The organism is Streptomyces sp. WELS2, from assembly GCF_013870595.1.
Classification (GTDB): domain Bacteria; phylum Actinomycetota; class Actinomycetes; order Streptomycetales; family Streptomycetaceae; genus Streptomyces.
In genome coordinates, this window is sequence record NZ_JACBWZ010000003.1 from 17,045 (window position 1) to 39,949 (window position 22,905).

Genomic DNA, 22,905 nt, shown 5'->3' on the forward strand with positions numbered 1-22,905 from the left:
GAGGAAGCGGAGACCGGCCAAGAGCACCGTCTCCGCGCCACCGGCCATTCGGCATCCAGCGGAGACCGAGGAGACCACCAGTGGAGTACGGCACGGCCAGCCCGGAGGCCCGCGCACACCGAGTGACTGTCCATGGCGTACGTATCCGTTTCCTCCAGGCCGGACACGGCCGTCCCGTCCTCCTCCTGCACGGCGAAGGAGGCGTCGCGGAGAACTGGTGCGACGTGATGGCCGGACTCGCCCACCGTTACCGTGCCTTGGCCGTCGACCTGCCCGGCAATGGCAACAGTGACCCCATCGCAGCCTCGACTCCCGCCGCCCAGGCCGCCTTTCTGTGGCGGTTCCTCAGAACGATCGGTGTCAGCGGGACGGCTCTTGTCGGCCACTCGCTCGGCGGTGCCGTGGCGGTCCACATGGCTCTGCGCCGCCCGGCACACGTTTCCCGCCTGGTCCTGATCGGCTCCACCGGCATGGGCCGTGCCATGCATCCCGGGCTGGTTCTCCGAGCGGCGAGCCCGCTCGGAGAACTCTCGCTGCTCGTTCCCGGTATTCCCCTCGGCCCGGAACTCCTCGTCACCTGGCTGTCCCTGATCGGCGCCGCTCGCCCGGGGCGCTTGCCGCCGACATGGTGGCACTCCCAGGTCAGGGCCGCCTCCTCGCCCGAAGCCCTCGCCACGGCCCTGCGCGCCCAGCGCTCCATCACCGGCCCCTTCGGCCAGCGCCGCCTGCTCCTGGACCACCTGCGGAATCTGACCATGCCCACGCTCGTGCTGTGGGGGGTACAGGACCGAGTGCTGCCGTACCGGCAGGCACTGCGAGCGGTCCAGCGGCTGCCGGACGCCCGCCTGGTGCTGATCCCGCACTCCGGCCACCTGCTGCCGGTGGAAGCACCGGGGGGAGTACTCGACGCCGTCATCCCGTTCCTGCACGCTGGGTGAGCTGTTCGGGCAGGTTGATGACGCGGCCGATGGCGGCCGGGCGGCGAGTGCGGGCGGCACAGGTGATGGATTTGGTGCGAGGGTAGGCCGGCAGGTCCTGCGTTCTTTCGAAGGTGCCGCAGCAAGGAGGATGGAGGCCCATGTCCTCGAGCTGAGTGCGTCGCCGTACGATGGGCGAGGTCCGTCGTGGTGTTGTCGGCAGTCGCGGAGAGTCTTCGCGCCGGCGTCGACCGCCCGCTTCCGCTGCCTGGACGCGAGCCTCCCTGATGCCGTTCATGCCACAACGCACCCTGCCAGGGCCCGAGTTCTGTGATTACGCCCGCCGAAAAGCCCGAGATCCTCCGGCGGGATGCGGTTGGCTGGGTTGCGCCTTGTCGCGCCCTGTCCACGAGCCTACTGTCCCTCTTACATTCCCAGCCAAGAGGGACGCGATCAAATGTCCAACAAGGTGATCTGCGAATTATCTGAAACCATTGACGCGACTCGAATAATCTCCGTGGAAGGAAACCTCGTAGAACTCGAGGTCCTGGCGTCGGGAACCGGGAACATCGACGGCCATGCCGTGCAAATCGTCGCCAACCACCTGATGCGGCGCCTCCAGGACGGTACCGTGATGACCACCTGCCGGATCGTCGCCACGGCGGAGGGAAATTCCGACACGGTCGCGTTGACCGGGTCCTCGTCGGGCAAGCGCGATGACGACGGCCGCTACCACCTGCGCGGTTCCATGAGGGCGCGGAGCGCGGGCGGCGTGTTCAAGAACCTGGACGGCAGGAATATGAGCTCCACGGGTGAGATCACCCCGGACGGCCAGGTCAACAGCGTCTACAGCCTGCACGAATGACGCGTCGTGCCGAGTGTGCACGCCTCGGCGCGGGGGAGCTCCCCGCTTCGTTCGCCCATTCTGCCGAAGGCCATCCAGCTCGTGCCCCTTCTCAAGGGACAACGACATCCGTCACTGGAAAGGCAGAAGCATGGCCACTGATTCAGGGCGCCACGTGACAGGTGCTGCCGCCGCTTTGCACGCCCTGAGGAGCGCGGATGTGCGGGTGCTGTTCGGCATACCCGGCAGGGCCATAATCCCGCTCTACCACACGTTGGGGGATTTCCCGGAGGTGCGCCATATTCTGACCAGGCACGAGCAGGGCGCGGGACACGCGGCCTCGGGCTACGCGCAGGCCACCGGCCGCCTCGGAGTGTGTCTGTCCACTTCGGGGCCGGGCGCGACCAACCTCGTCACCGCGTTGATGGACGCGCAGAGGGATTCCGTGCCCGTCCTGGCGCTCACGGGACAGGTGGAGAGCGATCAACTGGGCACCGGAGCCTTCCAGGAGGCGGACATCTGCTCCGTCGTCTCGTCGGTCACCAAGTACTCCGTGGAAGTGACCCGAGCGGCGGACGTCTTCCCGGCCGTCACCGAGGCCGCCCGCAGGGCGATGAGCGGGCGCCCCGGGTCGGTGCTGGTCTCCGTCACCATGGACGCTTTCAACGGAAGAACCCCGCTGCCCGGCGGCGGACGGGAGGCAGCCGACCCGCCGACGCCCGACCCCGCCCGGATCGAGCAGGCCGTGGCAGCGCTGCTGGCTGCTCGCCGACCGGTTCTGTACGCGGGTGGTGGGGTCGTACGGGGTGAGGCCGCCGGTCCCTTGCGGGAGCTGGCGGAGGAGATCGGCGTGCCGGTCGTCACCACCCTCATGGCGCGCGGGGCGTTCCCGGACGGCCATCGCCTCGCTTTCGGCATGCCCGGGATGTACGGAACGATCGCGGCCACCGCCGCCATGCAGAAGGCGGACCTGATCCTCGCCGTCGGAGCCCGATTCGACAGCAGGGTGACCGGGAAGCCGGACGCCTTCGCTCCCGACGCCCGGATCGTCCACATCGACATCGACGACGGAGAGATCTCCCGTACGGGGCGCGCCGACATCGGGATCAACGCGCACTGCCGTCCGGTCCTTGCCATGATGAGGAACCGGGTCCGTGAAGCCCTCGAAAGCGGCCGGCACCGTCACCCGGACCTCTCGTCCTGGTGGCACACCCTGGACGGCTGGCGCAACCGCCATGAACCGGGTCATGGCGAGGAAGTCGACGGGGCCCTCGACCCCCGGTACGCCGTGGAACGCCTCGGATCCCTCACCGCCGGCCCGAACACCCTGTACACGGCGGGCGTCGGACAGCACCAGGTGTGGGCGGCCAAGCACATCCGGTACGAACGCCCGCGCACCTTCATCACCACGTGCGGCGCGGGCACCATGGGGTACGCCGTCCCCGCCGCGATGGGCGTGCAGGCCGCTCACCCCGACGCGGAGGTATGGGCCATCGACGGGGACGGCAGCTTCCAGATGATGTGCCAGGAGCTGGCCACCTGCGTCCAGGCCCGGCTTCCCATCAAGGTTGCGGTCATCAACAACGCCATGCTGGGCATGGTGCGCCAGTGGCAGGACCTGTGGTACCCCCACGACAACGAGGAGACGGACCTCTCCGCCCACAAGGCGACCGAGAGCCCGGACATCAGTGCGCTGGCGCGGGCCTACGGCTGTGCCGCGTTCACGTGTGCACACCCGGGTCAGGTGGACCAGGTAGTGACGGAGGCCTCGGCGGTACGCGACCGCCCGGTGGTTGTCGAGTTCCTCGTGTCCAAATCGGCTAGGTCGTACCCTCTGGTCCCACCGCACGTACCGGTGCCGGATCTTCTTCCCGACTTCGACGGCATCGACTGAGACCGGGCCCTCCGGCCCGACGGTTGCCTTGGCTGCGGAAGGGTTCATGGATGGGTGTGAACGCATCGGCCGGACGTGCTGCGCAGTTCGAGCGTCTGGCGCTGGCCCGGGCCGGGACGGCGGGTCGGGGGCAGCCCGGCGCGGCCGAACTGGCGCAGGCTTTCGCGACACTGGCGGTCGCAGCACGCCTCGACCACCTGCAAAGGCGGCTGAGCGTCGTCGGTGACCAGCTGAACGCCATCAAGAGCGGGTTGGAGAACGGCGGCTCCTGGACGCTCTCCTGCCCTACCCACGAGCCGACCGCGACCCCGTCACCCGCGCACTGAAGTGGTCAGCCTGGAGAAGACGCCGCCAGGCCGTCGCCCGCCGCTGCCACTACCGGAAACGCAGCCCAGGACACGATCCGCTGCCGGAGTATTGGACCGTGTCCTCCGTGGTGAGGCGGACGAGTCGTTCGTAGCAGCACACAGCGGCGGCGAGGCCCGCGCCCCACGTCGAAACCCGGCGACGGCCGTGAAGCGGGACGGGCGGGAACCTTCCTGGTTCGCTGCCGTGCTCCGGGGTCTGATGGCCGACCGGGCCTGGGATGTCCCGGCCGCCGGCGGCACGCGCCGGCGGGCCAAGGAGGGGCCGTCGTCCCGCAGCAGCGTCGGCTCCCCGGCCATCGCGTTTCTCGACGACACCTACGTCCGGCCCGTCACGCGCCTTTCCTCTGCCAACGCCCCCGCCCAACCGCTGCGGATCTCCCGGCGCACCGTCGAACGGTACGTCAAGTACCAGATCGAAAAGCCCCGCCCCGAGTTCCTCGGGCAGGAGGCTGACGCTCCTCGCCGTTACGGCGGCGGGGCCTGGGTGACCTGCCACGGTTCGTCGTCGAGGGGCCGGGAGTTCTGCGGCGCTCGAGAAAACGGGCCAGCCTGGTGACCGCTTCGGTGAGAACGTCGGGTGGGGGCAGGGTGACCATGCGCAGGTGGCCGGGCGGGACCGGACCGAGGCCGGATCCGGGGACGAGGAACAGCCCCTCCTCGCGCAGGAGGTCGGAGGCCAGGCTCTCGTCGTCGCCCAGACGGTACTGACCGGGAGTGATGCGTGGGAAGACGTAGAACGCGCCGCGGGGTTTGACGGTCCGTACGCCTGGGATGTCGCCGAGCAGGCGCCACAGGTGGTCTCGCCGAAGGCACAGCGCGCCTCCTGGGGCGGTCAACGCTGTTGTGTCGTCGATGCGCAGCGCGGCTGCCACAGCGCCTTGCGCGGGAACGTTCGGGCACAGCCGCAGCGACGCGAGGGTGTCGAGCGCGGCGACGTAGTCGCGTGCGGGGCCGCGGCAACCGGTCAGTGCCAGCCATCCCATGCGGTAGCCGGGGATGCGGCTGCGTTTGGACAACCCTCCGAACGTCAGGCAGGGTACGTCCGGGGCGCACGTCGCGAGCGGTGTGTGACAGGTGCCGTCGTAGAGGAAGTCGGCGTATATCTCGTCGGCCAGGAGTACCAGGCCGTGCTTGCGGGCGACGTCGGCGATGCCGTCCAGGACCTCGCGTGGCCATACGGCTCCGGTGGGGTTGTTGGGGTTGATCACCACGATGGCCCGTGTCCGGTCGGTCACCCGGCGGGCGACGTCCTGCGGGTCCGGGTACCAGCCGGAGGCTTCGTCGCACGGGTAGTGCACCGGCCGGCCGCCCGCCACGACCACGGAGGCGGTCCACATGGGATAGTCCGGTGCCGGGATGAGAACCTGGTCATGGGGGTCCAGGAGCGCGTGCAGGGACAGGGGCGCGAGTTCCGAAACTCCGTTGCCGAGGTAGACGTCGCACGGCCGTACGGTGTCGAGTCCCTTGCCGCGGTAGTGCCGGGCCACCGCGTCACGGGCATCTGGGAGCCCGGCGGCTCCGCTGTATCCGCAGGAGTCGTCGAGACGGTCGCGCACCGCCCGCACTACCTCACGAGCCGGTGGCAGACCGTGCGCGGCGGGGTCTCCGAGGCTCAGCGTGAGTACGTCCTCCCCGGCGGCTCGCATGCGTTCGGCCTGTGCCGCGAGCGGACCACGCAGACTGTAGGAGACACCCGACAACTTGCGCGACATGCCGATATGGGAGCGCGACGTCATGCGATGTCCCCGGGAACAGACGCGGCGCGGTTGGATGCGGAGGGCGGCGCAAGGAATCCGGTGCGCCTGAATTCGCGCAGGTAGGTGTCGAGCAGGCCGGCATCGACAGGCGGACAGACGAGTCCGCTGCCGGCGAGTGCGGCGTCGGCGTTGTGGCGGCTGAAGGCGGGGAAGACACCGTCGGTGTACATCTGCTTGACCGAGACCCCACTGTCACGGGCCGGTTCGACGAACATGGCGACATATGGGGCCATGGGGTGGTCGGGCAGCCGAGCCGTCAGCTCGGCGAGCATCTCCGTCCACGCGCCGTAGGGCACGGTCCGCACCGGATATCCCATGGCGGTCAGGCGTTCCACGAGCAGGGGCAGGCGGGCCGGGCGGGGATTGGTGAGGTGGTAGACGCGGCCGTCGGGTTCCTGGTGGGTGATGAGGTGTGTGATCGCGTCCGCGGTGTAGTCCACCGGCACGAAGTCCAGCGGCAGGGCCATGTCCGGGGCGAGGCCGGTCTCGGCGATGGTCCGGAACAGGGCGCACATCATGGTGTCGGTGTTCCACACGCCCCGCTCCACCGTGCCGGTCACCTCGTAGGGGCGGTGGACGGCCATGGGCAGGCCGCGTCGGCCGGCCTCGACGACGAGGTTCTCCGCGACCCATTTGGTCTCGGGGTAGCCCAGGGACAAGCGGTCGGCGTGGTCGAGTGGTGTGTTCTCGTCGACGTGCGCCACACCGGCGGTGCCGAACCCGGCGATCACCGCGATGGTGGAGATGTAATGGAGCGGCTTGGTGGTGTGCTCGCCCGCCAGCTCCAGCACGGTGCGGGTGCCACCGACGTTGATCGGCGCGAGCGCGTGGTAGGGATAGGCGAAGTTGACCCGTGCGCCGCAGTGCACGATCAAGTCGATGTCACGGGCGAGCCGGTCCCAGTCGCCGTCGGACAGTCCGAAGTGGTGCTCGGCCAGCTCTCCGGGTACGGGGACGACACGGTCCAGCAGTGGTTCGGGATCGAGGCCATAGCGCCGCATCCTGGCCGCCAGCCGCGCGAGGGCCCGAGGTGGGTCGTCGGCGCGGATCAGGCAGTGGACTCGCTCCACGCCCTCCCGCAGCAGCCGGTCGACGAGGTAGACCCCCAGGAAACCGGTTGAGCCGGTCAGCAGCACCTGGCGCGGAACCCGGGCGGCGGCCGTCGCGGGCGCGGTGTAACGCAGCTCCGGCGCGAGTCGGCTCTCGATCGCGAAGTCGGTGTCCGGGGCGGTGGATTCCTCGTGACCGTCGAGTAAATCCCGCACCGTCGCGGTGAAGTCCCGCAGGGACGGGTCCGCGACCAGACTGCGGATCATCGCACGCCCGAACTCGGCCGGCACTCCGAGGCGTTCGCGCACCGCGGCGGTGACCTGTGTGGCACGCAGCGACGTACCGCCGAGAGCGAAGAAGTGTGCATCGCGTCCGACCATGTCCGCATTGAGGACATCGCGCCACACGCTTGCGAGGATCTCCTCCACCTCTCCGCGGGGCGCGTCGTCGCGGGCCGGAGCGGGGGGCGTGGCGAGGGCGGACAGCGACCTGCGGTCGACCTTGCCACTGGAGGTGAGGGGGAGTGCGTCCACCAGCGCGATCCGCGTCGGCGTCATGTAGCTCGGCAGCCGGTCGCGTACGTGCTCGTGCAGGCGAGCCGTGAGGTCCTTGTGGTCATGTCCGCTGTGCGCCACGACAGCGGCCATCAGCCGCTGCCCCGCCCCTTCGCCGACGACATCGACCGCCGTCTGACGCACGTGCGGATGTGCCGACAGCACGGACTCGACCTCGTCCAGCTCCACGCGGTAGCCGCGGATCTTGACCTGCCGGTCGCGCCGCCCGAGGAATTCGAGCGCTCCGTCCTCCCGCCACCGTGCCATGTCGCCGGTGCGGTAGAGCCGTCCGCGTATCTCGTCGGGGCTCCACCGGTCCTCGACGAAGTGTTCCGCCGTCCTGTCCGGATCGCCGAGGTACCCCAGCGCGACCCCGTCTCCGCCGAGCCAGAGTTCGCCCGTCTCACCGGGGGCGGCGACTGTGCCGTCCTCGCGCACCACGTAGGCGGTCGAGCCTGCGACCGGCACCCCGATGGGCACGTTCTCGGCCTGCGAGGACAGCTCGTCCAACCGGCACACGGTGGACAAGGAGGAGTTCTCGGTGGGCCCGTAGCCGTTGAGGAACACGTCGGGCCGGCTCTCCGCCAGAACGGCGCGCACGGCGCGAGGGCTGAGTACATCACCGCCCGCGACGAGAAGACGCAGTCCGGCGAAGAGGTGAGGTGCGACGTGGGCGTGCTGGTGGAAGAGGCCCGCGCTCAGCCACATCACGCTGACGCCCCTGCCGCTCACCACGTTCTCCAGCGCCTTGGAGTCCAGCAGGTCCGAGTCCTGCGCGAGGAGGAGGCAGGCGCCGTTCAGCAGAGTGGCGAAGATCTCGAAGCAGGAGACATCGAACGTCAGATCGGTGGTGGCGAGGACGCGGTCGTCGGGCCGGACGCGGAGTTCCCCCGCCCCGCGGGCCAGCCTGGTCTGGCCGCGGTGGGGACACACCACGCCCTTGGGAGCGCCGGTCGATCCCGATGTGTAGATGACGTACGCCGCCTCGTCGGCGGCACGTTCACCCCACCACCGGGGATCGGCGTCCTCGGGGCCACCGAACAAGTCGTCGGCGCAGACGGCGGTCGTGGAGTCCGGCACCTCCACGGGTTCGTCCGCACCGTGCACAGCCACCCGGACGCCGGCGTCCCGCATAATCCCGGTCAGCCGGTCGGCGGGCTGATCCGGACCGAGCGGGAGGTATACCCCGCCCGCGTGCAGGACCGCGAGGATGGCGGCCACCGCCGCCGGGGACCGCCGCATGACCACCCCTACCACGTCCCCGGCGCCGATCCCGTGCGCCCGCAGCGCCGTGGCGCCGCGCCGGACTCGTGCTGCCAGCTCCTGGTACGTCCATGCCCCGTCCGCCCATTCGACGGCCGTCGCTTCGGGCCGGGCGTCGGCCTGTTCCGCGAAGAGCAGAGGAATGGTGGCCGTCCGGGGATAGCTCGCGGACACCTGATTCCAGTCATGAGCATGCGGGGGCAGGGAGGTGGGGGTGGTTTCGCCTGGTGTTGCCACGTCGACTCCTTGGATTCGGTTAAGTGGTCGAGGTCGTCGTTCTCCGGTGTCATCCGCTGACGGCTGACGCGGTGACGCGGAATGTCTGTGGTTCGGCCGGTCGGGCACCTCGCGCGCCAGTACCCGGGGGCGAGATGCCGGGCGCGCGTACGGGAAATGCCGTACGGCGCCGCGGTGACGGCGGACCTCACGATCCGCCGTCCAGGAGGGGCCGCTCGGCGCCGCACCAAGGGAGGCCGGTACCGAGTGCCCTATGCTGGGACGCGTTCGGCGACGATGCTGTGGACCGACGCTTCCCGCCGGAGCAGGGCGACCGCCAAATCCGCGGCCATGCGCCGGATCGCCTCCAGGGGCGGGCTCGCCTCCTCGGGGAAGTGGACGTCGATGTTGCTCTTGAGCTCCAGCACCCAGCGGGCGGCGTCCTCCGCGCAGGGCAGCACTCGCTCGTCCCTGATCCGGAAGCCGCTGTCCCGCAAGACGTCGGTGACGTAGCGCAGCGACTTGCGGTGCTCCAGCGCCAGATGGTCCGCGTCCGCGGGCAGACGCGGCTCACGGGCCAGGAACTCCTCGCTGTAGAGCGTCTCGGAGACGACGAGCAGCGACCCCGGCCGCATGCGCCGGGACAGCGCCTCGGTCGCGGCCTCGTACACCCGAGGGGGGAGGTGCGTGATGACTCCCCGGGCGAGCGCCAGGTCGTAGGGCTGTTCCGGGTCGGGCAGCTCGGCGATGTCGGCGGCGTCGCACAGATACAGGTGGACGCGACCTGGTCGGGGCACGTCGCGAACGAGGCCGGCGCAGTGCGCGAGTTGCTCGGCGCTGATGTTCACGCCGTCCAGGCGTGGACAGTCGGGAAAGACCTGCGCGAGGTGCCTCAGCGTCGCTCCCCAGCCGCATCCCACGTCCAGGATGCGTCGCGGGCGCGTGGGCCCGGACCTCTCGCCTGTGGCGAGGGCGAGTTGCTGTTCCAGGTACCGGAGCCCTGCCTCGTCGAGGGACACGGGGCGAGGCGCGTCCGGATGGCCGAAGACGCCCCACTGGAAATGCAGTTGCCCGCCGATGACCTTCTGCCAGTCTGCCGGTGTGTCCTCGTAGGCCCGGACCACGTGGTCTCGGAACGGATCGCTCTGGTGGCTCGGCAATACCTCGTACGCCGGTTCGTCGGTGCCGTTCAACACGGCTTCCTCTCGGTAGGGTTGTGCGGTGCCGGGGTGGATGTTCCGCGCCGCGGGCTCACCGGATCAGGCCGGGTCGGCCGTCGTGGCCTTCCAGACGCCCAGCAGTGCGTCCGCGACACGGTGGGCGTGGAACAGCGCCTCCTGGGGGTTGTCCCCGCGGTCGAGGCCGTCCTGGGCGACGACCAGGGCAAGTTCCTCCAGAGCGCCGTCGCCGGGGTCGTCGTAGTACTCGAGGAACTCCTGCGGCACCGGGGCGCCCGTCTCCCGCAGGCGTCGTGCGACGGCGGTGGCGCCGGAGTAGTAGACCTGCATGTCGGTGTGGGCGGCCAGGGCTGCCGCGCTCTGGCTCCCGGATGCGGCGATCCAGGACATGGCGCCGTGGAAGGAGTAGGCGCCGCCGTCCACCGTCCGGCCCGCCAGGTCGGTCTCGGACATCCCGAGGGCCCGGGCCACCTCGCGCAGCTTGGGCGTGGCCTCGTGGACGATGCGTGCCAGAGTCACCCACAGTTCGGCGGCGGGCCGGTGGGGGAACCGGGCCAGCAGGGTGCCGTACGCGACGAGTTCGACCGGGTGGGCCTGGTACTCGACCGCGACCAGACGGCGCAGGGGTTCGAGGACGCCGGAGCCCGTGACGGGTGCCAGGACGAGCGGGCTGCCAGGAACTTCGCCGGTGAGACGCTGCCGGACGTCTTCCGCCAGGGCTTTGGCGTCGGTGTGGTTTCGGGTGTTCATGTGATTTCCTCCGGTGGTGGTCGGCGACGGGCGTCCGCGCCGGTCCGGGTGGGTGTACGGCTCAGGCGACGACGCCGGTGGCTTCCGGGGGCGGTAGGTACCCGCTCTCCCGGAGACGTCCGAGGTAGAGGTCGATCAGCCGGGCGTCCACCGGCGGGCAGGCCAGCCCGGCGTCCGCCGACACACGGTCGGTGTTGTCGCGGCCGAGCCGGGGGAACCTGCGCGTGAAGTAGGGCAGTTCGGCGGCGAGATCCATGCCGGGTGCCGATTCGACGAGCAGTGGGAGATACGGCGTCATCGGGTGCCGGGGGTCCGCATCGACCGCCCGGACGACCCCGGAGATCCATTCCTGGTATGTGACCGTGCGTACCCGGTAGGACAGCGCCCGTAGACGGTCCACGAGCAGGGACAGGCGTGCCGGCTCGGGATTGGTGATGTGGTAGACGCGACCGTCGGGATGTTGGTGGGTGATCACCCGGGTGATCACGTCCGCCGTGTGGTCCACGGGGACGAAGTCGAGCGGCAACGGCACGTCGGGGGCCTCGCCGCCTTGCGCGATCGTGCGGAACAGTGCGCACATCAGGGTGTCGGCGTTCCACACCCCCCGGTCACTGGTGCCCGTGACCTCGCATGGGCGGAGGATCGACGCGGGAAGCCCCTGGCGCGCGGCTTCCGCCACCAGCTTCTCGGCGACCCACTTGGTTTCCGCGTAACCGCCCGGCAGCCGGTCGGGATGGGCGAGCGGCGTGCGCTCCGTCGCGTGCCGGACGCCCGCGAGGCCGAGGCCGGCGAGCACACCGACGGTGGAGATGTGGTGCAGCGGTTTGAGCCGGTGCGTGGCGGCCAGTTCGATGACCGTACGTGTGCCGCCGACGTTGTCCGGAGCCAGCGCTCCATAGGGGTAGGCGAAGTTGACCCGTGCGCCGCAGTGCACGATGAGGTCGCTGTCTTGTGCCAGCCGCTCCCAGGCGGTGCCGTCGAGCCCGAACCGCTCGGTGGACAGGTCGCCGGGGATCACCGTGACCCGGCCGCCCAGGATGTGCGGATCAAGGCCGAAGCGTCGCATCCGGGCGGCCATGCGCGCGGCGCCGTGCTCCTTGTCCCGGGTGCGGACGAGGCAGTACAGGTGTTCCGCACCGGCCCGCAGGAGCCGATCGACGAGATGGACGCCAAGGAAGCCGGTGCAACCGGTGACGAATGCCCGTCCAGGGCTTCCTGCTTGCGGCAGGGGGCCGGTGAAGGGTATCGCCCGGTGCAGTTGCGCTTCCGCGTGGAAGTCCGGCTTGGTGTGTGACGCCCGCGCCGTCCCCTGCTCGGCGAGATGCCGCGCCCGCTCCGTGAAAGCCCCGAGGGTCGGATTGTCCAGCAGCTCGCGGACGAGGGCACTGCCGTTGGCCGGGGCGATGCCGAAGTGGCGGCGGGTGGCCGCGGCGACGTGTGTCGCCGTCAACGAGGAGCCGCCCAAAGCGAAGAAGTCGTCCTCCCTGCCAAGGCTTTCCGTGTCCAGCGCCTTGCACCAGATCCGCTCGACGGCCCTCTCGTCCGCGCGTGCCGGTGCTCCGCCCCCGCGTCCACCGGCCGCCGGCTGCGTGAGCCGGGCCAGGAGGCGAACGTGATCAGCCTTGCCGTTCGTCGTCAGCGGCAGGTCCGGGACGCAGACCAGCCTGCTGGGCACCATGTGGGCCGGCAGGCGGTCCCGGACGTGGTCGTTCAGACGCGCGACCAGGGCGGTGGCGTCAACGCCCGGGGCGCCGACCACGACCGCGCCCAAGTGCTGCCCCGGCCCTTCGCCCAGCACGTCGACAGCGGCCTCCCGGACGTCGGGATGGCCGGACAGCACGGCCTCGACCTCGTCCAGCTCGATCCGGAAGCCCCGCAGCTTCACCTGCCTGTCCGTGCGCCCCAGGAACTCCAGCACGCCGTCGTCCCGCCGGCGCACGATGTCGCCCGTCCGGTAGAGGCGGCCGCGCGGATCGTCACCGAAACGGTCGGGGACGAAGCGCTCCGAGGTCCGTTCCGGGTCGTTGAGGTAGCCGATCGCCACGCCGTCCCCGCCCACCCACAGCTCCCCCTCCTCCCCGGCCTCGGCCAGGCTGCCGTCGCGTCGGACCACGTGGACGGTGGTGGCGGGCACCGGCCTGCCGATGGGCACGAGCTCCGCCTGCTCGGAGAGGTCGCGAACCGTGTACGAGGTGCTGATGACGCCGTTCTCCGTCGGCCCGTAGCCGTTGACCAAGGCGCCCGGCGCGCCGTGGGCCAGTACGGCGCGGACGGCACCGGGGCTGACCGAGTCGCCGCCCACCATCAGACATCGCAGTCCGGAGAACATGTGGGGCGCGGATCCGGCGTGAACGTGGAACAGTCCGGCAGCCAGCCACAGGGTGGTGATGCCCTGATCGCGCAGGCACTGCGCCAGCGCCTCCGTGTCGAGCAGGACGTCGGGTTCCGGGAGCACCAGGCACGCCCCGTTGAGCAAGGTGCAGAAGATCTCGTAGCAGGAGACGTCGAACGTCGGGCTGGCTGTGGTGAGCAGGCGGTCGCCGGGCCCAGGAACCGCCGGATGGTCCGCGGTCACGAAGCGGACCATCCCCCGGTGGTGGCACAGCACGCCCTTGGGCACACCGGTCGAGCCGGAGGTGTAGATGAGGTACGCGGCGTCTGTCGCCACCCGTCCCGTGGTGCGGCACGGCTCCGTCCGGGCCTCCCACGCCCCTTCCAGCTCGTGGGTGGTGACACGGACGAGCGGGAGGGACGGGGGGACAGCGGCGCCGGGCAGGGTCACCAGACACTTCGCCGCGGAGTCCCGGATCATCGCGGCGAGCCGTCTGCCGGGGGTGCCGGGGTCGAGGGGCAGGTGGACGGCGCCCGCCTCCAGGACGGCGAGCGTGGTCACCACCGACTGCGGGGAGCGGTCCAGGAGTACGGCGACGACGTCACCGTCGCCCACGCCGCGGGCCCGTAACCGTTCGGCGGCGTGGAGCACCCTTGCGTGGAGTTCCCGAAACGTCCAGCGGCCGCCGCTCCACACCAGCGCCTCGCTGTCGGGGGACTGCCGTACCCGCTGGGTGAACAAGTCCGGGAGCAGAGCGTCGCGGGGGTAGCCGGTACGGGCGTCGTACGCGCGGACGTGCCCGGGGGCGCGGCCGTTCGGGGTGGGCGCCGTCGACGGCATGAGTGCGTCCTTTCGTGAGGGGTCCGGCCGGCAGGCGCGGGACCGGCCGTGATCAGCCGGTGAGCACGACCTTTCCGCCGCGTCCGGGCCGCATCGTGTGTTCGAGTGCGGACTGGAAGTCCTCGAGGTCACGGCGCTCCGCGATCTCGAGGCCGGGCAGGCCACGCACGGCGGCTTCCTGGACTTGCCGGGTGAGGGCGCTCAGCTCCCGTTCGCCCAGACGCTCCATACGGGCGGGCAACCAGAACCCGCAGATGCTCACCTGTCGGAAGACCAGGTCGTCGGGACGCACCCGGAGGGGGTGACCGGACAACATGCCGTAGGAGACGAACCGCCCGGCGGGACGCAGGCACCGCAGCGCCGCGGTGCCGAGAGCCCCACCGACCGCGTCCAGAACCGCGTCCACTCGGCCGTGCTCCAGGGTGCCGCGCACCTCCTCCAGGAGGGCGTCGGCGGAGTCGGCCGTCAGGGGCCGCGTACCCGGGCGGGTCAGCGCGCGTGCTTGCTCGCGGTGCCTGACCACGGGCAGGCACCGGACACCGCGCTCGCTCGCCAGGTGGATCACCATTCGGCTCACTGCGGAGGCACCCGCGGTGAGGAGCAGTGTGTCGCCCGGGCCGAGGGCGATGTCACGCACGAGCAGGTGGGCGGTGAAGGGGTTCACGGTGAGCTGGCAGGCGGCCTCGGCGGAAACGCCGCGTGACACCGTGATCACCGAGGTGGCGGGTACGCAGACGTGCTCCTGCCAGGTCCCCGTGGCGGAGACCGCCACGGGGGTGCCTGGTACAGGGCCGCCCGTACCGGGACCCAGGGCGTCCACGATGCCTGCGCCCTCGAACCCGGCGACAGCCCAGCCGCTCTCTTGGGAACCACCGTCCGGTCGCAGGGTGAAGCGTGCGTCGCGACCGTAGGATCCCCGGATGAACAGAAGGTCCGAGGGATTGACCGGGCGGGCGGAGAGCCGTACCCGCACCTCACCCGGCCCCGGTTCGGGCCGTGGAAGGTCCAACAGGCGGAGTACACGGGAAGGTTCGCCGTATTCCCTGAAAGCCAAGGCCCGCATGATCAGCCCGCTTCCCCCTGGAGGCGCCGGCACAGCTCCTCGCTCAGCGAGCCGATCGTCTCCCGGCCGCTGTGGACGACCTTGTTGACGAGTACGTGGGCGGCGTCGCCGCCGCACAGCGCGTCGGCCAGTTGCCCCGCGGAGCCCGCGCCGCCGGAGGCGATGACCGGGAGTCGGGACACGCGGGCGGTGGCGCGAGTCAGATCCAGGTCGTAACCGATGCCCGTGCCCTCACGGTCCACGTTGTTGGCGAGCAGTGCGCGCAGACGCAGCTCGCCGAACCGCCGGGCCACCGTGAGCGCGTCCGCGGTAGTGCGGGTGGCGCCGCCGTGGACGAGCACCCGCCATCCTCGCTGCCGGTCCCCGGAGCAGTTCACGACGCCGACGAACCGTCGTCCCCCGAGCAGGCGGACCGCGTCCGCCACCCGGTCGGGTTCCTCGACCATACTGGTACTGACCGAGAGCGCGTCCGCGCCCACGGACAGTAACTCCTCACATTCCGCGGGCGACGGCAAGACTCCGTGCTGCACGGAGACGAGCAGTTCCAGACCGGTCTTGTGCAACTCGCGCAAGAGGTCCGGAAGGTAGCCGACGGCTGCCCAGGGGTCGACGACATCCAGGAACACCTGGCCGGCACCGTCGTGCGCGTAGCCGACGGCGATGCCCACGACATCGAGGGGATCGGCGAGACCGGGGATTCCGGACGGGTCGGTCGCCACGCCGTCGCGCACGTCGATGCAAGGGATCACCTGCCGGGCCACCTGAGCCCGGGAATATGAGGTACTGCTGCCATGCCGCATCGGTCATCCGCCTTCCAGGTAGTCGCGTAGCCTCCGCGGCCGTGCGCCGCGGGGCGCGAGGTGATGTGCCACGGCCAGAGCCGATCTCATGGCCGCTTCCTGTGTTTCCACCGGGGTCGTGCAATGTCCGAGAAAGAGCAGGCGCTGCCCGGCTCCGATCTCGCCCAGCCGCTGCCTCGCCCGGCAGGCCGCCGGGGTGGGAAGAGTCGCCCGGAACGAGGAGCGGGCGAGTTCCTCGCGCGGCCGCCCGCCGCGGTGATCGACCTGACTGACGAACAGATCGACGCCCAGCGAGGGGCCGTACCAGGTCGTCGTCTGACTCCGGTGCTCGTCCACGGTCGTATTGCCGGCGGACCACAGGCGCCGGTCCCCGGGCATCCCGTACGGGTCGCGGTGCAGGACGTAGGTCACTTCCCGGTACGCGATGGAGTTCAGCGCGGCTTGCCAGGTACTCGTGCCCGCCAGACCAGAGAGTGCGGTCTGGGCACGGTCCGCCGGAAGGGCCAGGGCCACCGCGTCCACCGGGTGAACGCCGCCCGCTGTGTCCACGAGTTCGAAGCCCGTCCCTGCTTGGCGCACCGCCAGCAGGCCGGTGCCCAGTCGTATCCTGACCGAAGGTGAGCCGGCAGCGAGTCCGTGGACGAGGGACGTGGCCCCGAAACGCAGGAACGTCGTCCGGGGAACCGCGTCCGGTGGGGCGAGGGTCGCGCCTACCGCCCGTGCGGACAGGGTCCGTACCTCGTCCAGCGTGCAGCCGTGCAGTGAAGCCGGCAGTGCGCACAGCAGGTGCTCCACCGAGGACGATGGCAGTGACCAGGAGTTCAGAACCTCGTCGAGCGTGAGGTCCCAGGACATCCCCTCTGCCTCCCACCGCGCGGATTCCTCGGCGAAGCGGGCCATGGCCCGGTACGCCGGGCCGCCGGTCGTGACCGGCCGCACCGTGTCGGTGGGGTCTGCGGCAGAGACCCACAGGGCCGAGCGCTCGCGCTCGCGGAACACCACGCGAGAGGACGTGGTCTCCACCAGATCCCCCGCCGGAATACCCGCTGACGCCGTCATGTGCCGCCAGACCGGGGACGACTCGACGGGTGTCTCCCTGACACCGAGGTCGATGACACAGGTACCGCCGTGTACGGTCGTCTGGACGGACTCCGCGTTCCCGCCGAGCCTTGGCCGTTCTTCGAGCAGCAGCACCTCGTGGCTCTCGCCAAGTAACCAGGCCAGCGTCAGACCCGCGATCCCGCCGCCCGCTATTCCTACGCGCACGGCCGTCACCCCTGCCGGCTTCGCGGGCCTGCGGCGACCGCGGACGGTGCTCGGCGCACACCGGCGGCGAACAGCCAGAAGCCGTCGAGGCCTGCCAGCAGCATGTCGGCGACAGAAGTGGTGCGGTCAGGCACGTCACCCTCGCGGACGCCGTCCTCCACGACGGAGGCGGCCAGGTCGAGCAGTTCCGTGGGTGTCGGCGAGCCGTAGTGGTCACGGAACGCCTCGGGCACCTCGGTTTCACCGTCGGTCAGCGTCCGCAGGAGTTCCCGGGACTCCCGTGCGTAGGCCGCGAAGTCGGAACGCAGTGCCAGCGCGGCCTCGACGGGTCCGGCGTGCAGGCACATCCAGGAAACCGCCTTGGGGAAGGCGAACGCGTTGGCGTCCTCTGACGGGTCGAGGGCGGAGGAGGGGGGCGAGTCCAGAGCCCTCGCGCACCGGTCGAGGCTCGGCTTGAGCGAGCGCAGGGCGGCGTTCAGCCCGGTGAAGAGATCGGCAGCCGGTCCACTCGGGAACCGGGCAAGAAGTACCGCGTAGGCCACGGTCTCGGTCTCCAGGCACAATTGATCGGCCTGCACCATGCGGCGAAGAGCCTGGCGGCCTACCCGGCCGTCACGTGCCGAGCGCAGCAGTGCGTTGTCACGCTGCCTGATGATCTGCTCCTGTTCGCAGAGTAACCGTGCTGCGGCAGATGCGGGACCAGTGTCCATGAATTCCCTCGCCAGTGCTTTTTCCTGCTCGGTTCGGTGCAGCCGCGAGTGCCCGTGCCTCGTACCCGGAAACAGTGATGCATTAGGTACCTTCGATACGGCACCAGGTCCTTTGGTCACTCATTCACCCGTGCCGTCGCGACGGTTCGTCAATCCCTTTCGTAATGAGCCACAGGCCGGCACGTACGAGGGAGTGCCGTCGGGTGGTTCCAGGTGCCACAGGGGCGCTGGCGACCGTTGGTGTGGGCGGCCCGCGACGGGGCGGAGACGTGGCGCGGAGCGGGAGGTCCACTACCGCCCACTACCGCAACGAACGCTGACCGGATCGTAGGTTCCCCGTTACACGAACCAGGGAATAACGGCTCTGTCTGTACCGCTTATCGGCGTCAAAGCCGCTGACCCGTGCGTGAGCGACAGACTCATCCCTCGGGGGGGTGACGTCATGCCCGACGAAGAAGAACTCTGCTGCCAGGAAATCGCGTGCAGTCTCCGGGCGCTGGTCCGGGACGCCAATGAGATCGTTCGTTTGTTGCAGATCCTGGTTCAGGAGCGTCAGCCGGGCTCCGACTCGTCCGCCCCCGAGTCCAAGTTGCCCGACAACAGGATCGAATCCCTTACGGATCGTGAGAGCGAGGTTTTCCGTCTCCTGGTGACCGGAATGTCGAACCGTCAGATAGGACGTGCACTCGGCATTGCGGAGCGTACGGTGAAGAATAATCTGCACTCTGTATACCGGAAGTTCGGTGTTTCGGGTCGGGCCGAGGCGATCGCCCAGTACTTCGGCGCCCCCGTCGGGCATCCCAAGTCGAGCGGCTGAGACCGTGCCCTGTGTGGTGAGGCGGACGAGTCGTTCGTTCGTAGCAGCAGGGGGGCGGCGGCGAGGCCGGGGTGCGGTGCGCGCAGGTCGCCCTCGCGTTGGAAGCCGAGGTGCCGGTCGACGAACGAACGGACGGCCACTGGCGATGCAGCCCGCGGACCAGGCCGCCTCCGCCTCGGCATCGATCGCGTACTGCTCAGCCGGCGAGGCTCCGTCGAAACCCTTCAGGCTGACCGCGACCTTGCCGTTGTTGCGCAGGGCTCACGAGCCGGTCGCCGAAGCGCCGCGCGGCCAGGGCGAGCAGTTCGACCACGAACGTGACGAGGGAGCCCGGGATCTGCGTCAATCTCACTTCGGAGTCCTCCGCCACGGAGAGAGGCATCTGGCCGGGAGGCCGACGGCCGTGACCGAGCGCCATCGCACCGAGCACGAGATCCACCGCAGAACTCCACCTCGGCTCCGCGAAGGAAGCCCTGCGCCGGGAGCCGCTCGCCGGGGCCGCCCAGGACGACGAATTCCTCGCCCCCGACCTCCGTCTGCCGTCCGGCGACCTCGCGGCAGATGCGCTGGACCAACACCATGATCGAGGCCTTGGCCCCACAGCTCCTGTCCGGTCAGGACGGCCGCCTGAGGTCAGTGCTGGAAGGCCAAGAGCTTGGCGATGCCGTTGCGCTGGATCTCGGACGTGCCGGTGAGCACCCGGAACATGCGGATCTTGCGGAAGAGGTACTCGATCTCGTTGCCCTGGGTCAGGCCCTCCTTGCCGTGGATCTGCACGGCCTCGTCGAGGATGCGGAAGGCGGACTCGGCGACGAACAGCTTGCACATGAACGCCTCCGCGGGCACCTCACGTCCCTCGTCCAGCGCCGCCAGCGCGGCGTACGTCATGGAGCGGGCGGCGTAGAAGTCGGTGGCCATGTCGGCGAACTTGTGCTGGATGGCCTGGAGCATGAGCAGGGGCTTGCCGGACACCTGGCGGGTGCGGGCGCGGTCCAGGGTCAGCTGGAGGGCGCGGCGGGTGGCGCCGAGCACGGTCGGGCAGTGCAGCAGGCGGTTCGTGGTGACCCTGCCGAGCGCGATGCGCATGCCGTTGCCCTCCTCGCCCAGGAGGTTGGCGGCGGGAACGTGGCAGTCCTCCAGCACGATGTCGCTCTCGATGTGCTCGCCGGACATCGGTGTCGCTCCCTCCTCGACCCGGCAGCCGGGGCTGTCCAGGTCCACGAGGAAGGCCGAGAACTCCGGTTTCTCTCCCTCTTGTTCGCCGGTGCCGGCCATACGGGCCACCACGATCGCGAAGTCGGCGAAGGGGCCGGCCGAGGAGAAGACCTTGTGTCCGGTCAGCCGGTAGCCGTCGCCGTCGCGTACGGCGACGGTGCGCATGGAGCGGACGTCGGAACCGGCGTCGGCCTCCGTGAGGGAGAAGCAGCAGGCCCGCTCGCCCCGGATGAGCGGGAGGAGGTACGTGTCCAGCTGGTGTGCGGTGGCGTGCCGGAGGATGTCGCCGGCCCGCAGTGGACCGCCCATGTCGCCGAGCACACTGTGCGCGAGGACGCGCCCGCTCGCGCCGACTTCCTCTTTCAGCGCGGCGAGCTGGGAGTGGCTGAGGTTCTGACCGCCGTATTCCTCGGGCAGGTGGATGCCGTAGAAGCCGAGTTCGCGGCTGCGGCGCCAGACCGGTTCGAGGTCGGTGCGGGTGAGGCGGGTGGCCGGGGTGATGCCGTGCTCGCGCTCGTGGTCGGCGAGTTCGCCGTCGAGGTAGTCGCGCAGGCGGTCCACCAGTTCGGCGGTTCGTGTGTCGGCGTAGGTGGGGCGCAGGGAGAAGGTCACCGGTAAGTCCTTGGTGTGAGCGGTCAGTTGACGCGGCGGGCGGTGTCCGCCCAGAACGGCTCGCGTACCGCCTTGCGATCGAGCTTGCCGTTGCGGTTGTGGGGAAGTTCGGTGACGAAGTCGACGGAGCGGGGCTTCTTGAGGCTGTCCAGGCGGTCCGCGCAGAACGCGATCAGGTCCTCGGCGGTGACGGTCGTGTCCGGCCGGCGTACGACGACCGCCTTCACCGCCTCGCCCCACCGCTCGTCGGGAACACCGACGACACACACCTCCTGGACGGCGGGGTGTTCGTACAGGGCGGTCTCCACCTCGGTGCAGTAGATGTTGAAGCCGCCCGAGATGATCATGTCCTTCTTGCGGTCGACCAGGAACAGATAGCCGTCCTCGCGCATCCACGCGAGGTCTCCTGTGTGCACCCAGCCGTCACGGAAGGTCTCCGCGGACAGGACGGGCTCCTTCCAGTACTCGCGTACGCAGTCGGGCCCGCGCACGATGACCTCCCCGACCTCGCGGGGTCCCAGCTCGCGGCCCGCCTCGTCCACGACGCGTATCTCGGTGTCGTAGGCGGCACGTCCGCAGGACTGGAGCAGTTCCGGGTCCTCCTTCACCGCGCGGGCGATCTCCTCGCTGCCCAGGGCCGCGACCACGCTGGTGGTCTCGCCGAGCCCGTAGCCCTGGGCGACGACCGGGCCGAAGAACTCGACGGCGTCGCGCAGCCGTCGGGGTGAGATGGGCGCGCCTCCGACACGCACGCTCGTCAGGGAGGACAGGTCGTAGCGGTCGGCGCCGGGGTGGGCGAGGAGCATGTTCACCATGGCGGGCACCAGGAAGGTGGCGGTGATGCGCTCCTTCTCCACCGTTTCCAGGAAGCCCTCGGGGCTCCAGGTGGGGAGGACGTACGTGGTGGAGCCGCCGAACACTCCCGCCAGCAGGCCCATCCCGGTGGCGTGGGTGATGGGACCGCAGGCCAGGTAGCGGGTGCCGGGGCGGGGGCGGGACTCGTCGGCCATCAGCAGTTTGCGCATGTTGGCCAGGCGGTTGCCGACGGTCTGCACCGCGGCCTTCAGGGCCCCGGTGGAGCCGGAGGTGAAGTTCAGGACGCAGGGCTGCGACTCGTCGACCTCGATGCGGAACGAAGTCTCCGTGCCCTCGGCCAGCAGGGCATCGTACGGGACACCGTCCTCCCGTCCCGTGTCCAGCGGGACGGGCAGGCAACCGGTGCCGGCGGCGGCGATCGCGGCCAGGGCGTCCTCGCGGTGGGCCGCGTCGAAGACCAGGGCACGGACGGGGGCGTAGCGCAGGATGTGCTCGATCTCGCCGCGTCCGAGGCGGGCGTTGATCGGGGCCCGCGTCAATCCCGCCTTGTACAGCGCGAATTCGATCTCCACCAGCTCGCCCCGGTTCCACGCGAGCGAGGCCACGGCGTCGCCGGGGCGCAGGCCACGGACGGCCAGGGCGGAGGCCAGTCGGTCGGTCGCGCGGTCGAGTGCGGCGAAGGTCCAGGAGCGGTCGCCGCAGACGAGTGCCGGGGCGTCGGGCCAGTAGCGGGCGCTGCGGGACAAGTAGGTGCCGAGGTTCATGAAGACCTCTCCGGGGCGTGTGTCGGGAGACGACGGCAGCCAGTGGCTTCCGAGAATCGGACTGACTGATCAATGTCATACAGACTGTTCAGTAACTGTTCGCATGTCAAGACTCTCCTACACTGGGCGCGCACCGAGGCGCGAGGATCGAGGAGGGCTCCATGGCCGAGGACAGAAGGACCAGACGGTCGAGGCGCGCCCTGGGAGCGGCCCTGGTGGAACTCGTGCTGGAGCGTGGCTTCACCGCGCTGACCGTGGAGGACATCACCGAGCGCGCGGACGTGGCCCGGGCGACCTTCTACGCGCACTTCCGGGACAAGGAGGACCTGTTCGCCCGGGTGACGGCCGACTTGCTGACCGAACTTGGCGAGCGGCTGGCCCCGGCCGTCGCCGACAGCGCGGTCGGCTTCACCGGCAAGCCCGTCTTGGAGATGCTGCGGCACGCGCGCGAGGAACGCGACCTGTACCGGATCGTGCTGCGCGGCGAAGGCGACGGCAAACCGCTGCAGTTGTTCGTCGACGCCTGCGCGCGCGCCACCGCGGAGGAATTCAGGGCGCGCGCGGAGCGCAACGCCGTCAAGCCGCGCATCGACCCGGAGCTGCTCGCCCGGGTGTGGGTGGGGGAGCAGCTCGCGGTGCTGCGCTGGTGGGTCGAACAGGACGCACCGTCCCTGCCCGCCGAAGAGGTCGTACGGATGCTGCTCGACCTGGCGACGCGCGGGCGCTACTGGGCCAGCGGCTTCGAACCGCCGGCCTGAGCGGCGGGGCGGGCGTCCCCGGGGCCGGAGCCGGGACCGGATGTCCGGGGCGGACGGCCGCCCCGTGCCCGATCGGCCGCTTACGTGCCTTGCGCGTCTTCGTCCGGCCGCCTCGCGCTCC

The 22,905-nt window shown here is 70.2% G+C and carries 18 protein-coding genes; 6 read left to right on the forward strand and 12 right to left on the reverse strand.

Annotated elements, in window-relative coordinates; all coding sequences use genetic code 11:
- Positions 1 to 122: 122 nt before the first annotated feature.
- From H5J33_RS00495 to H5J33_RS00510, 4 genes are all read left to right on the forward strand, one after another.
- Positions 123 to 938, forward strand: a complete 816-nt coding sequence (locus tag H5J33_RS00495) for an alpha/beta fold hydrolase (RefSeq protein ID WP_181792715.1) — start codon at positions 123 to 125, stop codon at positions 936 to 938.
- A 436-nt stretch (positions 939 to 1,374) separates the two neighbouring features.
- Positions 1,375 to 1,782 carry a hypothetical protein gene (locus H5J33_RS00500; protein WP_181792716.1) on the forward strand — a complete coding sequence of 136 codons (408 nt, stop codon included), beginning with the start codon at positions 1,375 to 1,377 and terminating at the stop codon, positions 1,780 to 1,782.
- Positions 1,783 to 1,981: 199 nt separating this feature from the next.
- Entirely contained in the window at positions 1,982 to 3,655 is a 1,674-nt protein-coding gene (ilvB, locus tag H5J33_RS00505; RefSeq protein ID WP_399552734.1) for a biosynthetic-type acetolactate synthase large subunit, read from the forward strand.
- Positions 3,656 to 3,705: 50 nt separating this feature from the next.
- Positions 3,706 to 3,981 (forward strand): hypothetical protein, encoded by a 276-nt coding sequence (locus tag H5J33_RS00510; protein WP_181792718.1) that lies wholly within the window; start codon positions 3,706 to 3,708, stop codon positions 3,979 to 3,981.
- Between the two features lie 443 nt (positions 3,982 to 4,424).
- Here the strand turns inward: H5J33_RS00510 and H5J33_RS00515 are convergent, their stop codons facing one another.
- From H5J33_RS00515 to H5J33_RS00555, 9 genes are all read right to left on the reverse strand, one after another.
- Entirely contained in the window at positions 4,425 to 5,735 is a 1,311-nt protein-coding gene (locus tag H5J33_RS00515; protein ID WP_181792719.1) for an aminotransferase class I/II-fold pyridoxal phosphate-dependent enzyme, read from the reverse strand.
- 20 nt (positions 5,736 to 5,755) lie between these two features.
- Positions 5,756 to 8,884: an amino acid adenylation domain-containing protein gene (locus H5J33_RS00520; protein WP_181792720.1), complete on the reverse strand. Its 3,129-nt coding sequence runs from the start codon at positions 8,882 to 8,884 to the stop codon at positions 5,756 to 5,758.
- A gap of 251 nt (positions 8,885 to 9,135) precedes the next feature.
- On the reverse strand, positions 9,136 to 10,056 hold the full coding sequence (locus H5J33_RS00525; RefSeq protein ID WP_181792721.1) for a cyclopropane-fatty-acyl-phospholipid synthase family protein: 921 nt from the start codon (positions 10,054 to 10,056) through the stop codon (positions 9,136 to 9,138).
- A 66-nt stretch (positions 10,057 to 10,122) separates the two neighbouring features.
- Positions 10,123 to 10,791, reverse strand: coding sequence for a hypothetical protein (locus H5J33_RS00530; protein WP_181792722.1), 669 nt, complete (start codon positions 10,789 to 10,791; stop codon positions 10,123 to 10,125).
- A gap of 61 nt (positions 10,792 to 10,852) precedes the next feature.
- Positions 10,853 to 13,963 carry an amino acid adenylation domain-containing protein gene (locus H5J33_RS00535; RefSeq protein ID WP_181792723.1) on the reverse strand — a complete coding sequence of 1,037 codons (3,111 nt, stop codon included), beginning with the start codon at positions 13,961 to 13,963 and terminating at the stop codon, positions 10,853 to 10,855.
- Between the two features lie 52 nt (positions 13,964 to 14,015).
- A complete protein-coding gene (locus tag H5J33_RS00540) occupies positions 14,016 to 15,026 on the reverse strand; it encodes a zinc-dependent alcohol dehydrogenase family protein (RefSeq protein WP_399552735.1) in 1,011 nt (336 codons plus the stop codon).
- A gap of 2 nt (positions 15,027 to 15,028) precedes the next feature.
- Positions 15,029 to 15,775, reverse strand: coding sequence for a HisA/HisF-related TIM barrel protein (locus tag H5J33_RS00545; protein ID WP_181792725.1), 747 nt, complete (start codon positions 15,773 to 15,775; stop codon positions 15,029 to 15,031).
- 54 nt (positions 15,776 to 15,829) lie between these two features.
- Entirely contained in the window at positions 15,830 to 17,092 is a 1,263-nt protein-coding gene (locus H5J33_RS00550) for an NAD(P)-binding protein (protein ID WP_181792726.1), read from the reverse strand.
- Between the two features lie 5 nt (positions 17,093 to 17,097).
- Entirely contained in the window at positions 17,098 to 17,673 is a 576-nt protein-coding gene (locus H5J33_RS00555; RefSeq protein ID WP_181792727.1) for a hypothetical protein, read from the reverse strand.
- 571 nt (positions 17,674 to 18,244) lie between these two features.
- Between H5J33_RS00555 and H5J33_RS00560 the strand changes: the two genes are divergently transcribed.
- Positions 18,245 to 18,619 (forward strand): helix-turn-helix transcriptional regulator, encoded by a 375-nt coding sequence (locus H5J33_RS00560; RefSeq protein WP_181792728.1) that lies wholly within the window; start codon positions 18,245 to 18,247, stop codon positions 18,617 to 18,619.
- A gap of 196 nt (positions 18,620 to 18,815) precedes the next feature.
- Here H5J33_RS00560 and H5J33_RS00565 read toward each other — a convergent pair whose 3' ends face one another.
- The 3 genes from H5J33_RS00565 to H5J33_RS00575 form a co-directional block, all read right to left on the reverse strand.
- Positions 18,816 to 19,058 carry a hypothetical protein gene (locus H5J33_RS00565; protein ID WP_181792729.1) on the reverse strand — a complete coding sequence of 81 codons (243 nt, stop codon included), beginning with the start codon at positions 19,056 to 19,058 and terminating at the stop codon, positions 18,816 to 18,818.
- A 194-nt stretch (positions 19,059 to 19,252) separates the two neighbouring features.
- Positions 19,253 to 20,446 carry an acyl-CoA dehydrogenase family protein gene (locus H5J33_RS00570; RefSeq protein ID WP_181792730.1) on the reverse strand — a complete coding sequence of 398 codons (1,194 nt, stop codon included), beginning with the start codon at positions 20,444 to 20,446 and terminating at the stop codon, positions 19,253 to 19,255.
- Between the two features lie 23 nt (positions 20,447 to 20,469).
- Positions 20,470 to 22,026, reverse strand: a complete 1,557-nt coding sequence (locus tag H5J33_RS00575) for a class I adenylate-forming enzyme family protein (RefSeq protein WP_181792731.1) — start codon at positions 22,024 to 22,026, stop codon at positions 20,470 to 20,472.
- A 161-nt stretch (positions 22,027 to 22,187) separates the two neighbouring features.
- On the opposite strand from H5J33_RS00575, the gene H5J33_RS00580 reads away from it, so the two are divergent.
- On the forward strand, positions 22,188 to 22,784 hold the full coding sequence (locus H5J33_RS00580) for a TetR/AcrR family transcriptional regulator (RefSeq protein WP_181792732.1): 597 nt from the start codon (positions 22,188 to 22,190) through the stop codon (positions 22,782 to 22,784).
- Positions 22,785 to 22,905: the final 121 nt, after the last annotated feature.

Coding starts and splice junctions, on each gene's coding strand:
- H5J33_RS00500 (WP_181792716.1), top strand. CDS start 1,375: ATGTCCAACAAGGTGATCTGCGAATTATCTGAAACCATTGACGCGACT.
- H5J33_RS00510 (WP_181792718.1), top strand. CDS start 3,706: ATGGGTGTGAACGCATCGGCCGGACGTGCTGCGCAGTTCGAGCGTCTG.
- H5J33_RS00515 (WP_181792719.1), bottom strand. CDS start 5,735: ATGTCGCGCAAGTTGTCGGGTGTCTCCTACAGTCTGCGTGGTCCGCTC.
- H5J33_RS00530 (WP_181792722.1), bottom strand. CDS start 10,791: ATGAACACCCGAAACCACACCGACGCCAAAGCCCTGGCGGAAGACGTC.
- H5J33_RS00535 (WP_181792723.1), bottom strand. CDS start 13,963: ATGCCGTCGACGGCGCCCACCCCGAACGGCCGCGCCCCCGGGCACGTC.
- H5J33_RS00540 (WP_399552735.1), bottom strand. CDS start 15,026: ATGCGGGCCTTGGCTTTCAGGGAATACGGCGAACCTTCCCGTGTACTC.
- H5J33_RS00555 (WP_181792727.1), bottom strand. CDS start 17,673: ATGGTGCAGGCCGATCAATTGTGCCTGGAGACCGAGACCGTGGCCTAC.
- H5J33_RS00560 (WP_181792728.1), top strand. CDS start 18,245: ATGCCCGACGAAGAAGAACTCTGCTGCCAGGAAATCGCGTGCAGTCTC.
- H5J33_RS00575 (WP_181792731.1), bottom strand. CDS start 22,026: ATGAACCTCGGCACCTACTTGTCCCGCAGCGCCCGCTACTGGCCCGAC.
- H5J33_RS00580 (WP_181792732.1), top strand. CDS start 22,188: ATGGCCGAGGACAGAAGGACCAGACGGTCGAGGCGCGCCCTGGGAGCG.